This window comes from Streptomyces swartbergensis (genome assembly GCF_002148965.1).
GTDB lineage: Bacteria > Actinomycetota > Actinomycetes > Streptomycetales > Streptomycetaceae > Streptomyces > Streptomyces swartbergensis.
In genome coordinates this window covers 1-725 of record NZ_NGFN01000823.1, presented here as the reverse complement: position 1 = coordinate 725, position 725 = coordinate 1, and the positions used below count along the sequence as shown (strand labels likewise).

General features: G+C 68.2%; 1 protein-coding gene. It reads left to right on the top strand.

Annotated features, from left to right (window positions below; all coding sequences use genetic code 11):
* Window positions 1-298: 298 nt before the first annotated feature.
* A complete protein-coding gene (locus tag CA983_RS46060; RefSeq protein WP_143645905.1) occupies window positions 299-529 on the top strand; it encodes a hypothetical protein in 231 nt (76 codons plus the stop codon).
* Window positions 530-725 lie beyond the last annotated feature (196 nt).

The window sequence follows — 725 nt, the reverse complement described above, 5'->3', positions numbered from 1 at the left end:
CCCTGGACGCGTTGCCGAAGGCGCGGTGAGCGCGGCGGGCCTGGCCCGGCCTGGGTGAAGGAAGGCACGGGCCGGGCCCGCAACCGCGCGGGCGTTGTCGGTGGCGGCTGCGAGGCTGGATCTCCAGCCGGGCAGGATGCACCGGGATGCCACCGAGTCAGGCATGACCGTGCAGTGGCGTCCCCTGCACGACGCCGTTTCAGCGGTGCGTGCCGGTGAAATCACGGAAGCCGGCAGCGTGGCCGCCCTGCTGCTCGCGGCCCTYACACCAGGTCGCCGCCAGCTCTAGAGTGAGCACATGCTGAAGCTGATCAGCTGGATCAAGCACTGGGTCGCGTATCGACACGCGGCCGGAAGGCTGATCGTGGCGTGCTCATGGTGCAGGACGGTTGCCAAGTCCGACGGATTCATGGTGAACCAGCGCACCGGCTTGGCAGTGCTGCCTCCCGGCTGGGACCGGGTGGAAGGCACCCCTCTGTGCCCCCTCTGCGTCAGCCTGTACTGCACCGACCGACCAGTTGCCCTCTGATCCCCTGTTGCCGCGGATGGACCGCGTTCCGGATTGAGCTCAACACGTCTGTGACACTGCTCGCCGGTCCCTTTTGAGCGGAACGGTCGTTGAGCCGGTCATGCAGTTGTCGGCGCAGGCCGGGCTTGGAGTGGAGAAGGCAGCCGAACAGGCCGTGGAGAGCGCGTGCCACCTCGCGGACCTCACGGGCCCGAAC

What these genes read in the sequence shown, in the direction of transcription:
- CA983_RS46060 (WP_143645905.1), top strand. Translation starts at nt 299, where the DNA reads ATGCTGAAGCTGATCAGCTGGATCAAGCACTGGGTCGCGTATCGACAC.